The organism is Spiroplasma endosymbiont of Notiophilus biguttatus (assembly GCF_964030985.1).
Classification (GTDB): domain Bacteria; phylum Bacillota_I; class Bacilli_A; order Mycoplasmatales; family VBWQ01; genus Spiroplasma_E; species Spiroplasma_E ixodetis_A.
The window spans coordinates 189,763-203,631 of record NZ_OZ034993.1 but is presented as its reverse complement, the minus strand read 5'-3'; the positions used below and the strand labels follow the sequence as shown (position 1 = coordinate 203,631).

The window sequence follows — 13,869 nt, the reverse complement described above, 5'->3', positions numbered from 1 at the left end:
CTATACACAATATTGAAAATTTGGTAAATTAGTTTTATTTTTTATTTGAAAGTTATATAATAACACATAAGTAGTTACAAAATACTTAGATTAGAGAAAGGAGAAAGTATTAAAGAAGGGAGAAATAGAAAGAAATATGCAATTTATTTACAAGCTGATGTTGGTCAAGCTGTTATAAATACATTAAAAGCTTGAGGATTTTGAAGTGCAATTTTAGCAACGATATTTGTAATTTTTTTTAGGTTGATTTTTAACGAAGAAAGGGACATTTAAAAAGATTGAGAAGCAGTTTTAATTAAAATTGTTATGGTTTGGTTGGGAGGTTCCCAAAAAAGTTACCAATTAGGGTAATTTTTTAATTAGCTACCAATTTAATTATGTAAATTTGAGAATTTTCATTTTCATAAGAGTTTTTATTATACATTATTTTAATATTTTGAATAAATGTTTTTTAAAAAATACAGTAAATGAGAAAACCTACTATTATTAAAGTTATTGTTATCATTAAATTGGGCATCAGTCACTTAAGTTTACCAATTAATATTTTCAATCTGTAATATAATTAAAAATAATTAATACAGAAGGAGAAATTATGAATTATAAAGTTTATTCAAAAGAAACAAAATTAGCCGTTGTTAATGAGTATTTAGTTGATAAAAAACTAAAAATACATGAAATTCAAGTCAAATATAAATTATCAACTCCAGTATTAATTTATAATTGGGTTAACCAATATCAAATTAAAGGTGAAAATGCATTCACCAAAATTTCTAAATCCCAAACTTCTCACAGGATCGATAAGAAAGATATTGAAATTAAACTATTAAACAAAGAAATTGATAAACTTAGAAAACAAGCTTTAAAAGATGAGGTTGAAAAAGAACTTTTAAAGGAGCAATTAGCCTGTGAAAAGAAATTAACAAGGGGAAAAAATAGTAAATTATTAAAATATAAGTGTTTTTTAATAGTAGAAAAATATAAGCAAAAAGGTCATCAATTAAATAAAATTATTGTTTACATAGCTATTAGCAAAACAGCATACTATTTATGAGTAAAAAAAGGTAAAAAGCAATATCAATCAAAAATTAATGATAATTTGATACAAGCAATAAACAAAATAGTTCTCATTAAAAATGAAAAAAAGTACATTAATATCACTAGTTTTGAAAAAGTAAGATTAGAGTTAAAAATAAAAAATAAAGGTCTTAAATGCAGTAAAACAAGCATAAAACAAATATTAAAAGATAATAATATTAAATTATTATTAGAATCTAAATCAACAAATAGAGTAGTAGAAAATAGTGATTTAAAAAATAATAAAGATTTATTAAAACGTAATTTTTCAAGTAATAACTTTCTTGAAAAAGTTGGTATGGATGGCACATGATTTAAAAATATAATTATTGGTGATAAAAAAACAAAATTATTAGTTGTTTTTGCTACTGATATGTACAGTAATTCAATTGTTGGCTGAAAAATAAACAAAAGTGAAAATGCCAAAACTGTGTTAAATGTGGTTAATCAAATAGAATTAGCGAGTGCTAAACAATGTAATTTTACGACTATTCAATCAGATTTAGGTTCTGCTAATACAAGCGAAATTGTTAGTAAAGTTTTTCGGAATTTTACGCTTATTGGTTAACACTTAATTCTTAATAAATAATTTAATTGTGATATTTTTAAATGTGATTTTTTCTTTACGGTTATTATATTTAAAACAAAATTCATTTAAATAAGATTGGAGTCATTTTTTTGAAACTCAATGAAATTGGCCGATAAAACCTCTTTTTAATATTGCTCAAAAACTTTCTATTGTATTTGTATGAATACCATTATAAGAAAAATATTTTTTGTGATTAACTTGTTCATATGGTAAAATTTTATTCATTTTATAATATCCACGATATTCATCAGTAAAAAGAATAGAATTGTTAATATCAACATTTTCTTTAACTATTTTCATTAAATCTTCAGATTTAATACTTTTATTTTTTGCATGAAATAATTTAACATTACCATTTCGTTCAATAATGCCAACAACACACTCTTTACTAGTTCCTCTACCACGTAATGAGTTATTTTTATTATCAACATCATTATATTTACGCGGTTTTCCACCCACATATGTTTCATCCATCTCTAATATTTTTGCTAATAATTTAATCTCATCATTAGCCTTTGCCTTTCTAATTTTATGCATCATTTTTCATACAGTTGCTAAACGTAAATTTAAGTCTCTTGAAGCTTGAGATGATGATAAACTTTTTTTAGCATTAGCCATTAATACTATTAAAATAAATCACTTTTGAAGTGGTACACGTGTATGATGAAAAATAGTTTGAGCAGTTACACTAAAAGACTTATGACATTTTTTGCATTTATAACGCGACTCTTTTAAAACAGAGTTAACTTTTTCACTAAAACAAAAAAGACATTTTGGTTTGTTATTTCATCTTATTTCTTCTAAAAATTTTATACAAGATTCTTGGTTTGGAAATTTATTTATTATGTCTAAAATATTCATTTTCAATCACCTTTAATTATACATTTTTACACTAATAATTTTATATTTATTTTATTTTTAATAAATAAAATAAATAATTGTTTTTTTTTAAAAAAATATTATATAATTTTATTTGTATTATTTAACTTAAAGTTTAGTATAAATAAACAAAAGGAGAAAATAATCAATATGAAAATTGGAAGAAAGTTAAAAATTTTAAGATTGAAACATAATTTAACTATGGAAGAGTTAGGGAAACGTTGTGATTTATCAAAGGGATTTATTAGTCAATTAGAGCATGATGTTTCTTCACCTAGTATTGAAACTCTAAAAAGTATTTTAGACATTTTTGATTGTCCATTATCAACTTTTTTTGCTGGTGAAGTAAAAGAAAAAATAGTTTTTAAATCACAAGATGTTACTGTTAGTGACGAAGAAGATTATCAAATAAAATGAATTATTCCTAATGCTCAAAAATTAACATTAGAACCAGTAATTTTAACTTTAAAACCATTTGGTAATTCAAATAAAATTCCGCCATTTCAAGGTCAGATCTTTGGATATGTATTAAGTGGAACAGTATTTGTTCATTATGGTGGAACTAGAGTAAAAGCAGTAGCTAATGAAGCATTTTATATTAAAGGTAATGAAAAACATTATTTAGAAAATCCCAATAATTCAATTGCAACTATTTTATGAGTTTCAAATCCGCCAATTTTTTAAACCATTTAAAGGAGGAAATTATGAGTGTAAATATTTTAGAATTACGTAATATTACCAAAGAATATGATGGTAAAGTTGTTTTAAAAGGAATTAGTTTAAATATTCATGAAGGTGAATTTCTTACCATTCTTGGCCCTAGTGGTTGTGGTAAAACAACATTATTAAGGATTATTGCTGGTTTTGAACAACCAAACAATGGTCAATTATTGTTTAAAAGTAAGGATTTAACTAAAATTCCAATTCATAAAAGAGAAATAAATACTATTTTTCAAAATTATGCTTTATTTCCACATTTAAATGTTTTTGATAATATTGCTTATGGTTTAAAGTTAAGAAAAATTGATCGTGAAAAAATCAAAAAAGAAGTTAAAAAAGCTTTAGATTTGGTTAAATTAAATGGTATGGAAGATAAAGATGTTAATGATTTATCTGGTGGTCAAAAACAAAGAGTAGCAGTGGCTAGAGCATTAGTTCTTAATCCTAAAATTTTATTATTAGATGAACCTTTTGCTGCTTTGGATTTGAAATTACGTCAACAAATGCAAGTAGAATTAAAAAAAATTCAAGAAGAAATTAATATTACTTTTATCTTTATTACTCATGATCAAGAAGAAGCATTTATTATGTCAGATCGGGTAGTTGTTTTAAATCAAGGTCAAATTCAACAAATTGGGACACCACAAGATATTTACAATGAACCTGAAAATAAATGAACATCACAATTTGTTGGTAGCTCGAATGTTATTGAAAATGGTATATTTGTTAATGATTATTGTGTTCGTTTTGATGGTAAAAAATTTGCATGCTCTGATACTGGTTTTGGTGAACAAGAACGTAATATTGATATTGTTATTCGACCAGAAGATATTGATTTAGTTAATGCAGGTAGTGGTTTTTTTGATGGAACTATTAAAACTATTGCTTTTAAAGGATTATTATGAGAAATTGAAATTATTGCTAATAAACGCAAATGGATAGTTCATACTACTGATAATTTTGAAGTAGGTAACCGTGTTGGTTTAAAATGAAATGTTGAAGATATTCATGTTATGTGAAAGGAAATTGAAGAGTAAAATGAAAAATTTGTTTAAACGTAATATTAAAACACAAATTTTAAAATCACAAGATATGTTAGTTAATAATTCAAATCCAGAAAAAATTATTGATAATCAAAATAAAAAAAAGTATAGCTTTAAAAAATGGTTTAAATTTAAAAAAAATAATGTTTCTTTACAAGAAGTAGCAAAAAATAAAGAATTAAAAATGAAACGAGTAAAAAAGAAAAAAACATTGTTATGTTGAAAAAAAACAAAGCAAAAAGTAAGTTTTATTAAAAATAAAATCAAAGATAAATCAGTAAATTTTGGTTTTAAATCATGAGTTACGCTTGCTTATCCGTATTTATTGGTGATGATAATTTTAATTGTATTACCATTATTAATTGTAATTTTATATTCAATTATTAAAGCAACTAATAATGCTTGAATATTTCGATTTACATTTAGTAATTTTAATGATTTTTTTAAAGAAAATAGTTATGTTATGGTTCTATTACGTTCAATTGGTTATTCATTTGTTGCCACTTTAATTGCTGTTATTTTTGGTTATCCCATTGCTTATATTATGGCTTTTATGTCAACAAAAATTGCTTCAAAAAATATTTGAGTTTTAGTTACTTTACCAATTTGAATTAATATTTTATTACGTACAATTGGATTACAGATTATCTTTAGTATTTTAGGTCCTAATGTTTTATTAGGAACTCCAATTGGTATTATTTTAGCAATGGTTTATATGTTTATGCCTTTTGTTATTTTACCAATTTATAATTCTTTAGAAAAAACAGATCGTAATTTATTAGAAGCAAGTCAAGATTTAGGAGCTTCTAAGATGAAAACATTTTGAAAAGTTACCTTTCGTTTTTCAGTACCTGGTATTGTTTCTGGTTTTACTTTGATGGTATTAAGTGCTATGACTTCACTAGTAGTAGTTAAATATATTGGTGAAGGAAAAACTATTTTAATTGCAAATATTATTGAGTCATATTTTTATCGTGGTGCTAATTTTGCTTATGGTGCTGCTATTTCTGTTATTTTAGGTATTATTGTTTTAATTATTATTTTTACTTTAAAAGCGATTGGTAGTTGAGCTACTGGTAAAAAAATAGGAAGTATTAATTAATGAAATCTTTTTTTAAAAATAGTTATTTAGCTATTATCTTTTTATTATTTTATACTCCAATTTTAGTTTTAATGATATTCTCTTTTAATGGTGGCGATTCAGTTCGCAGTTGAAATTCTTGATCATTACAACCTTATTACGATTTATTTCAACAAAGCGAACTTTGAGAATCAGTTAGTGTAACATTAATTGTTGCTTTTATTTCTACTTTTGTTGCTGTTATTATTGGTACGTTTGCTGCTTTGGGTTTAAGTAAAACAAAAAAAATAACACGTAATATTACTTTAGGGATTACTAATATTCCTTTAGTTAATGCTGATATTGTTACTGCTGTTTCTTTAATGTTATTATTTATGGCATTTGGTTTTAGTTTTGGTCTTGGAACATTAATTTTCGCTCATATTTCTTTTAATATTCCTTATGTTATTATTACTGTTTTACCAAAAATTAGATCAATAAATATGTCACAATTAGAAGCAAGTCAAGATTTAGGTGCGACACCTTGATATACGTTACGTAAAATTGTATTACCAACAATTAAACAAGCAATAATTGCTGGAGCAGCTATTGCTTTTGCTATGAGTTTTGATGATTTTTTAATTTCTTATTTTACTGGCGGTAATACTTCTAACGTCTCAACTTTTATTTATTCTTTAAAACGAATTAAACCTTATATTAATGCTTTTTCAACAATAATTGTTTTATTAATTGCAGTACTTATTATTTCTTGAAATACTTATATTCTTTGCAAAAAACAAATTAAACAACGTAATGAAAAAATTGATAAAGGTATTTATCATGATAAAAAAATTATTAAAACTGAGAAGTTGTTAACTAAATATTATTTACAATTAAATGGTTTTAACTATAAAAAGGTTAAGAGTAAAGGTAGAAAACGTAAATCATTATATAGTGATGGTAATTTTGAAATTGTAACTGAGCAAGATATTATTAAAATTCAAGATTATATTAAAAATCACCCGAAACTTATTAATCAAATTTCTAAACTTGAAACAAAACTTGAAATGGAATCAATTTGAATTGAACATATAAAGAATAAGATTAAAAAAAAGAAAGAGTTAAAAGAAGAACGCTCAAAATTAAGAAGAGAAAAATATCGTTTTTTACTATGACCGTGAAAATTAATTATGATTAGTATCATCTTACTATCAAGTTTTATTAGTTTGGGTGCTTTCTACATTTTTACTAATGTTTATGATTTATCAATTGCTAATTGAGGAGAATATATGAATCCTAATATTTTAAAAGAATTTGAAAATAAATATCAAGTTAAAATAAAATATTCAACTTTTGATGATAATGAATCATTGTATGCTAAATTATATACTACTAGTTATGATGTAATGGTTCCTAGTGATTATATGGTGGCTAAATTAGCAAGTGAAGATAGACTTTTTCCAATTGCAACAAAAAATTCTGCAGGTGATATTGAGTATGATAGTAGAATTGATTTTAATCCAAAAGAAGATATTAATCATGATTTATATGAATTAATGAATAAATATCAAGTTGAAAATAGTGATGGAATTTTAAATGAATTTGGTTTAAATAGTTATAGTATTCCTTATTTTTGAGGTGATGTTGTATTAGTAATTAATACTACTAATGCAAATAATCTAAGTGATCTTGGTATTAAAGCTGATGGTTCAAATGTTCAATGAAGTGTTTTAACAAAGGCTGCAAAATTAGCTAAACGTATCGTTTTAAATGATGATATGCATAACTTATTTATGACTGCGCTTACTGATTTACACTATAAGAATAAATGAGGAAAAAATAACGGTTCAGGTCAATATAATCAAGTAGGAAATGATTTTCATGATAATATTAATGCTCATAGTCCAATTGAAATTAAAGATGCAAGTGACTGGTTAGAACCAGTTATCAAAAATAAAAATACAAAATTATTAAATGATGATATTGTTGATGAAATTAGTAATGAAAATAAGTGGGATATAGCAATGATGTATAATGGTGATTTATTATCTGCAATTGCTGATGATCCTGATTGTTATAATGGTAAGTACCTTGTTGTTAGACCATATATGGGGACTAATGTTTGAAATGATGATATGGTAATTAGTAAAGATTCTCCTCATAAAGATTTAGCTTTTAAATTTATTAATTATATAATGCAAAAACAAACACAAGTTGATTTAAGTAGTGAATTTGGTTATACCTCACCTTTACAAGCAGCTATGGATGAAGTTAGTACTAATTTTTCAGCAGAAATTTGAAAGCATGTATATATTCCAAAAAATGGTCAATTACCCGATCCATTAGATCCAAAAAATCATCACGAAGGATATTTTAATGGTTTATATACTCGTAGTTTTGACCCACAAATGCAAACTGCTTATAATAGATTATTAGCACGTTAATAAAATAAATCGGAATTTTACGCTTATTGGTTAACACTTAATTCTTAATAAATAATTTAATTATGATATTTTTAAATGTGATTTTTTCTTTACGGTTATTATATTTAAAACAAAATTCATTTAAATAAGATTGGAGTCATTTTTTTGAAACTCAATGAAATTGGCCGATAAAACCTCTTTTTAATATTGCTCAAAAACTTTCTATTGTATTTGTATGAATACCATTAGACTTACTGCATAACGTTTTTAAGTTTTAATGATAAATTATAAAATCCTGCAATTAAATTAAATCTTAAAAATATTCGTTTTCTGGCTTTTCTAAATTTATAACCAATAATCTTAAAACATTTTAAAAATGCAAAAACATGTTCAATTTTTCTACGAGTTTTATTAATAATCTTATTAAAGATTTTGGTTTTATTTGTTTTAGGATTATTTTTGCTAATTTTAATGGGTAAAAATGTATTAGCATGAATTTTTTGTAAACCTTGATAACCTTTATCTGCAAGAATTATAGTTTCTGGTAAAAACTTTAACTTTGAATTCTTAAAAGTTTTAAAATCATGATTTTTACCAATATCAGAAAAAATATTTAAAATTTCATTAGTATTTGCATTAATTACGGTTTGAAACTTAACAGTATGCATTCATTTTTTACCAGAAAATCAATCTTTTTGGTTATATTTTGGTCGTTCTGTTTCTACCTCTGTTACATCAATTATCAAAATTTTATTTTTTAATTCTTCTTTTTAAAAAAATATTTTTATTTGTTAAATTATTAAACTTATTATTCTTTATTAAAATATCTTCAATTGAACGAATATTTCGTAAAGCAGTAGTATCAACCATACCATACTCAGCACCAATACTATGATATGTACGATTTTCATATAAATATCTTAAACTCATTACTAGTCGATCTTCTATTGACATTTTATATGGCCTTCCACCAATAGTAGTTTTGAGTTTTTGATGTTCTAATAAAATATTTAAAATTTCGTTAAAAACGAGTTTATTAATACCCACTATTTTACGAAAATATTGATCAGATTTATCTTTTAATTCAAAATATGTCATAAAGTTTATCCTTAACTATTCAAATTTTATTTTAATAATAACAAAAAAATAAAAAGTTAACTAGTTATGCAGTAAGTCTATTATAAGAAAAATATTTTTTGTGATTAACTTGTTCATGTGGTAAAATTTTATTCATTTTATAATATCCACGATATTCATCAGTAAAAAGAATAGAATTGTTAATATCAACATTTTCTTTAACTATTTTCATTAAATCTTCAGATTTAATACTTTTATTTTTTGCATGAAATAATTTAACATTACCATTTCGTTCAATAATGCCAACAACACACTCTTTACTAGTTCCTCTACCACGTAATGAGTTATTTTTATTATCAACATCATTATATTTACGCGGTTTTCCACCCACATATGGTTCATCCATCTCTAATATTTTTGCTAATAATTTAATCTCATCATTAGCCATTGCCTTTCTAATTTTATGCATCATTTTTCATACAGTTGCTAAACGTAAATTTAAGTCTCTTGAAGCTTGAGATGATGATAAACTTTTTTTAGCATTAGCCATTAATACTATTAAAATAAATCACTTTTGAAGTGGTACACGTGTATGATGAAAAATAGTTTGAGCAGTTACACTAAAAGACTTATGACATTTTTTGCATTTATAACGCGACTCTTTTAAAACAGAGTTAACTTTTTCACTAAAACAAAAAAGACATTTTGGTTTGTTATTTCATCTTATTTCTTCTAAAAATTTTATACAAGATTCTTGGTTTGGAAATTTATTTATTATGTCTAAAATATTCATTTTCAATCACCTTTAATTAGATTTTATTTTACTAATATCTAATTATAGTTTTCAGAAATAATAATGTATATAAGTTATTGCCAATAAACGTAAAATTCCGAAATAAATTGTAATATTAAGTTTAAAAAAATATAAAAAAATATTGTAACTTATAGTATAATTTAATACGAAAGGGGTTAATTCATTGTGGCACGTCGTAAAAAGTGAGAAAAAGAAGACAAAGAAAAAATATGAAACTATTCTATTCAAAAAATGGAGAAATATTTTAAAGGATTATCTGAATTTTGAACATTGAATGTGCAAGCTCCTTGTCCGTGGTGTTGTTTGCCAATGATAAAAGGTGCTTATCAAGGTGAACAACCAACTTCAGCATTTGCTTGAAATATTGATCACATTGATGGTGATCCAAATAATAATAGTTTAGAAAATTTACAACCAATGCATGTTGAATGTAATATTAAAAAAAATTAACCATAATTTAAAAATTCAATGATTAAATTAAATAGTCATTGAATTTTTATCTTAATTAAGAAAAATTATTTTACTATTAGTGTTCTTTTTTAATTAAAAATATTGTCTTTTTTTATAATAAGTGTAATATTATTTTTAAGGACAGAGTATTTCTTTCCTTATAATTTTAATAGGTGTATAGCAAAGTTTATATAATTATTAAAATTATTAATATTAAAATATAAAAACTAAATTTAATTGGTTTACTTTAAACCTTAGTTTTATTTTATTAAAACTAAGGTTTAAACTATTTTAATATTTTAGTTAAAAATAGCAAGTTAAAGCGTTAAGCTATATTTTTCACTTTAGATTATTTAAAAATAATGCTAGGAAAGGATTGTTAAAATGAAATATAAAATAAATAGTAATACCCCGAGTAAAGATATGGTTAATCAGGATAAACATAAAAAAATAAAAACAGGATCTAATTCAATATATACAATTAATGTTAAAAAAAATAAGAAGAAAAGAATCTTATTATTTTCGTTGTATTTATTAGCATTTGGTTCTACAACAGTTACTACGATATTACTCTTACATACTAATGCTGCTTTCAATAATTCTGAATTTAATCCTAATTCTAATAATAAATTATGAGATGATTATTATCAAAAACATCACCGTAACTCTGGACCTATTAGTTTAGATTTTACTATTGATTATTTTAGTAAACCAACAAATATTGTTAATTTTAATGTTATTGAAAATACTGCTGATAATGGTAATATTGATTTTACAAATGTTTTAAATAGTATTGATGATAATTTACAAAAAGTTAATAAAGAAAGTGCTATTGATAATGATGATTCAACTTTATTACCAATTAATTTTTTTTTAAATGCTAATTATAATCCAGCAGTTAACTTTACTGTTGGTAAGGATAAAAAGCCGATAACTAATACTTCTTTTATTTTGCCAAAGAACTTTAATGAGTCTAAAAGTTATGTTTTAAATTTAACAACTAATGATCAAGCATCAACTTTTGGTATTAAAAATACTAACGTTAATATCGAAATTAATATTAATATTATAAATCAAGTTGCAATTAATATTGCTAGTTTACCAGTTAACTTTCCTGATAAAATTATTAATATTACTAATCCTGAAAATGCTACTATTGATTCAATAAAAGATAAATGATTAATTCCAACAATTGAAGATCAATTTGCAACAACTTTAAGTAAAGCATTAAATGTATCCAAAGAAGAAATTAAACCTAATTATTACAAAATTGCTTTTGATGATTCAACAACAAAGAAAGATTTTACTAAAAGCGTTCCTGTTCAATTTTCAATTACGTCTTTAGATAATAATCCTTGAAACTTTACAGGAAAAAAAGATGATTGCACTATAAATGTTAAAAATGATAAAGCAATTTTAGCTAATATGAAAGAATTAACTAATGAAATTGAAGCACAATATAATAATGATAAAGATAATAAAAACTTTCAAATTACAATAGATAATAAAAAAGATGAAAAAGGTAATTTTATTAATGCCGATAGTAAATTATCAGAAGAAGATGTTAAATTTGTTAATAGTCAAATTATTGAGAGTATAAAGAAGATTTCTCAATCTTATTTCCAAAAAAATTATTCAGATCTTAATATTGAAGATAGTGATTATACAATATCAACAAATTTAAAAGTTGGTGATAATATTTTTAATAATAAATTAGGTAAAAATATTGAAATAACAATAAAAGCTGCTGATAATAGTTATAAATTAGATGGTTCTTTAAGTGCTAAAACTATTGTTCATGGTCATAATAAAAATAATATTACTGGTAATTATCCTTCACCAAAAGGTTTTGCATTAAAGGGTATTTGATTAAAAGATGGTCAAGATGCAAATATTTTACAAGAAGGTCAACATTTTTATGAACAAGATAATTTATTAGATAATTGAATTACCAATAAAAATAGCTTATTAAATACAATTAATAACAATTCTTATCGTCCAGTTAATGATGGGTTTACTGGAAAGTTCACTATGAATTATTTATTAGATGGTGACAAAACACCAAGTGGTATGTCAGTTGATATTAGTAAAGATATTAAAGGTGGTAAGGTAAATAATTTCTGAGATTTAATTACTCAAACAAAAAGTATTTTTCTAGAAACCGATGTTGCAGTAACAACAAAATCGGGTTGAGAGTTAAATAATGTAAAACTAGTATTTACTGATAGTGAAACACAACCAACTAAAGATAATACACTCTATACTCTTGATTTATCAGACAGGTTTGCTGGCAAAACTATTAGTGATCGTGCTACTTTAACATTCCCTGATTTTAATTTTAATTTTAATTACCAGTTAGTAAGTTAAAAAAAGGAAAAATTAATATGAAACAATTATTAATCATTTTAAGTACATTAACAATATTAACTTTAACAAGTAGTAGTATTATTAATACTATTGATGATACTAATACTACCATTAATAAATTATTAGCAAATAAATCATCAATAAATGATTCTGTAACTTCATTATTTAATAATCAATATGGTTATTTAAATGATAGTGATATAATAACTAATCAATCAATAATAGATCATAAGTTTTATAGTTATGATACTAGTCATGCTGATTATTTATTAAGTGATGGTAAGACATCAGCACGAACATTATTTGTTGTTAATGATAAAGGTGAATTAGTTTATAAAAAAGATGCTGTAATACCATCAAAAGATAAAGTTGATGTTAATAATACTAAACAAGAAATGCTTAGTCATAAAAAAATTGATAGTATTAATAATATTTATAATCCATATAGTAAAAGCGAATATTCTAACAAATATTTTAATGGTGATAATACTGATTGACAATATATTCAATTTGGTGGAGTTGAAAAACATATTGATATTTCCCAACAAGCAGGTGCTGATAAAGTTGAACATAGCAATAGTTTAAGTGAAACATTAGGTTTATATTATATTGCAAAAGCAGCACATGAAAATAAAATTACTAAAGTAGTAGCTGTTAATTTAGGAACATATTTTATGAGTCAAACAAGTATTAAAGATAGTTTTAATAAAGATTTAACTAGTAAAATTATTAATTTAATTAGTACTAATAATAATATTTTTAATTTTATATATAGTGCACCAATGAACGTAAATGATAAAAATTATTCAATCAATTATATTTTTGATAGTAATAATAATATAATTTCTATTTATTATACAAAATGAAATAATGATAATCTTGTTTCAAATATCAATGTTAAAACTTATGAAAGTTATAGTGGTAATAATGATTATGGTATGTGATATTATGGACCTACAACTGTTATTAGCAATTTTACGCAAGATGGTAAGATTGCTAGCTGAAAAGATTTTATTACTATATATCCAACATTAACTTTTGATAATAATTCATTTTTTTCTGTCTATTGTCAATACGGTAAGGATCAATATAGTGATTCAAAATTAAGCATTGATACTTCTAAAATTGATACTAGTTACAATTTTAATCATAACTTTTGATCAGTAAGTGCTAATCATGATGGAGGAATATTTGGAGCTCATGTTGAAATAAAAGCTGATGCACAAATTTGACATGATGATCATAATATTTATATTAATTATAGATGATATGATTATTCTAAATTTGCAACGGAAGGTGCTTTTTTCTCAACTACATTAAATCAATCATCTTTTATTAACATTATGAAATAAAATATATAAAATGTTATATCT

At 23.6% G+C, this 13,869-nt stretch carries 12 protein-coding genes; 8 read left to right on the top strand and 4 right to left on the bottom strand.

What is annotated here, in order from left to right; translation table 4 throughout:
- The first annotated feature begins 592 nt into the window (after nucleotides 1-592).
- Complete coding sequence (locus tag AAHM85_RS01260) at nucleotides 593-1,642, top strand: hypothetical protein (RefSeq protein WP_342260682.1); 1,050 nt, start codon at nucleotides 593-595, stop codon at nucleotides 1,640-1,642.
- A 3-nt stretch (nucleotides 1,643-1,645) separates the two neighbouring features.
- Here the strand turns inward: AAHM85_RS01260 and AAHM85_RS01255 are convergent, their stop codons facing one another.
- The gene (locus AAHM85_RS01255) at nucleotides 1,646-2,524 is read right to left on the bottom strand and encodes an IS1595 family transposase (RefSeq protein ID WP_342260681.1); all 879 of its coding nucleotides are present in this window, start codon (nucleotides 2,522-2,524) and stop codon (nucleotides 1,646-1,648) included.
- 168 nt (nucleotides 2,525-2,692) lie between these two features.
- On the opposite strand from AAHM85_RS01255, the gene AAHM85_RS01250 reads away from it, so the two are divergent.
- From AAHM85_RS01250 to AAHM85_RS01235, 4 genes are read left to right on the top strand one after another with little or no spacing between them, the layout of a single operon-like run.
- Nucleotides 2,693-3,226, top strand: a complete 534-nt coding sequence (locus tag AAHM85_RS01250) for an XRE family transcriptional regulator (RefSeq protein ID WP_342260680.1) — start codon at nucleotides 2,693-2,695, stop codon at nucleotides 3,224-3,226.
- 20 nt (nucleotides 3,227-3,246) lie between these two features.
- Nucleotides 3,247-4,299, top strand: coding sequence for a spermidine/putrescine ABC transporter ATP-binding protein (gene potA / locus AAHM85_RS01245; protein WP_342260679.1), 1,053 nt, complete (start codon nucleotides 3,247-3,249; stop codon nucleotides 4,297-4,299).
- Nucleotide 4,300: 1 nt separating this feature from the next.
- Nucleotides 4,301-5,407 carry a spermidine/putrescine ABC transporter permease gene (gene potB / locus AAHM85_RS01240; RefSeq protein WP_342260678.1) on the top strand — a complete coding sequence of 369 codons (1,107 nt, stop codon included), beginning with the start codon at nucleotides 4,301-4,303 and terminating at the stop codon, nucleotides 5,405-5,407.
- Nucleotides 5,407-7,809 carry an extracellular solute-binding protein gene (locus tag AAHM85_RS01235; protein ID WP_342260677.1) on the top strand — a complete coding sequence of 801 codons (2,403 nt, stop codon included), beginning with the start codon at nucleotides 5,407-5,409 and terminating at the stop codon, nucleotides 7,807-7,809. Before potB ends, AAHM85_RS01235 begins: the two co-directional genes overlap by 1 nt.
- 230 nt (nucleotides 7,810-8,039) lie before the next feature.
- On the opposite strand, the gene AAHM85_RS01225 is transcribed toward AAHM85_RS01235, so the two are convergent.
- The 3 genes from AAHM85_RS01225 to AAHM85_RS01215 form a co-directional block, all read right to left on the bottom strand.
- The gene (locus tag AAHM85_RS01225; RefSeq protein WP_342260487.1) at nucleotides 8,040-8,534 is read right to left on the bottom strand and encodes a transposase family protein; all 495 of its coding nucleotides are present in this window, start codon (nucleotides 8,532-8,534) and stop codon (nucleotides 8,040-8,042) included.
- 4 nt (nucleotides 8,535-8,538) lie between these two features.
- Nucleotides 8,539-8,886 (bottom strand): transposase family protein, encoded by a 348-nt coding sequence (locus AAHM85_RS01220; protein ID WP_342260488.1) that lies wholly within the window; start codon nucleotides 8,884-8,886, stop codon nucleotides 8,539-8,541.
- Between the two features lie 64 nt (nucleotides 8,887-8,950).
- Nucleotides 8,951-9,658: an IS1595 family transposase gene (locus AAHM85_RS01215; RefSeq protein ID WP_342260676.1), complete on the bottom strand. Its 708-nt coding sequence runs from the start codon at nucleotides 9,656-9,658 to the stop codon at nucleotides 8,951-8,953.
- A 186-nt stretch (nucleotides 9,659-9,844) separates the two neighbouring features.
- On the opposite strand from AAHM85_RS01215, the gene AAHM85_RS01210 reads away from it, so the two are divergent.
- The 3 genes from AAHM85_RS01210 (at nucleotide 9,845) to AAHM85_RS01200 (ending at nucleotide 13,848) form a co-directional block, all read left to right on the top strand.
- Complete coding sequence (locus AAHM85_RS01210; protein WP_252319983.1) at nucleotides 9,845-10,129, top strand: HNH endonuclease signature motif containing protein; 285 nt, start codon at nucleotides 9,845-9,847, stop codon at nucleotides 10,127-10,129.
- A gap of 384 nt (nucleotides 10,130-10,513) precedes the next feature.
- A complete protein-coding gene (locus AAHM85_RS01205) occupies nucleotides 10,514-12,496 on the top strand; it encodes a hypothetical protein (protein ID WP_342260675.1) in 1,983 nt (660 codons plus the stop codon).
- 17 nt (nucleotides 12,497-12,513) lie between these two features.
- On the top strand, nucleotides 12,514-13,848 hold the full coding sequence (locus AAHM85_RS01200) for a hypothetical protein (RefSeq protein ID WP_342260674.1): 1,335 nt from the start codon (nucleotides 12,514-12,516) through the stop codon (nucleotides 13,846-13,848).
- The last annotated feature ends 21 nt before the right edge of the window (nucleotides 13,849-13,869 follow it).